Here is a 258-nt window from a genome sequence, read left to right as displayed (position 1 = left end):
GAATCTGCCAGGCGGCGTCGACTCTCGCTGGATTGGGATAGTTTTTGTTTGCCAGCATCACGATACCCAGCTCTTTTTCTGGAATAAACGCGACATAGCTACCAAATCCGCCGGTCGCCCCTGTTTTATGTACCCATGATGCGCGTACTGCAGGAGTTGGGGGCGTAATCGCTTTTACGGGGCGTGCTGCCAGTGCAATTTTATTGTCACTGCCGTTAATGATGCTGTCAGGATTTACCGGCCAGTCCAGCATTTCCC

General features: G+C 52.3%; 1 protein-coding gene. It reads right to left on the bottom strand.

Translation table 11 applies throughout. The features are described 5' to 3' along the window. Positions 1-258 (bottom strand): serine hydrolase (locus AAEY83_RS16475; protein ID WP_351060778.1); only part of this gene is annotated, 258 nt, incomplete at both ends.

This window comes from Psychrobacter sp. TB20-MNA-CIBAN-0197, assembly GCF_040309765.1.
GTDB classification, from domain to species: Bacteria; Pseudomonadota; Gammaproteobacteria; order Pseudomonadales; family Moraxellaceae; genus Psychrobacter; species Psychrobacter submarinus.
This window is presented reverse-complemented; position numbering and strand designations above follow the sequence as displayed.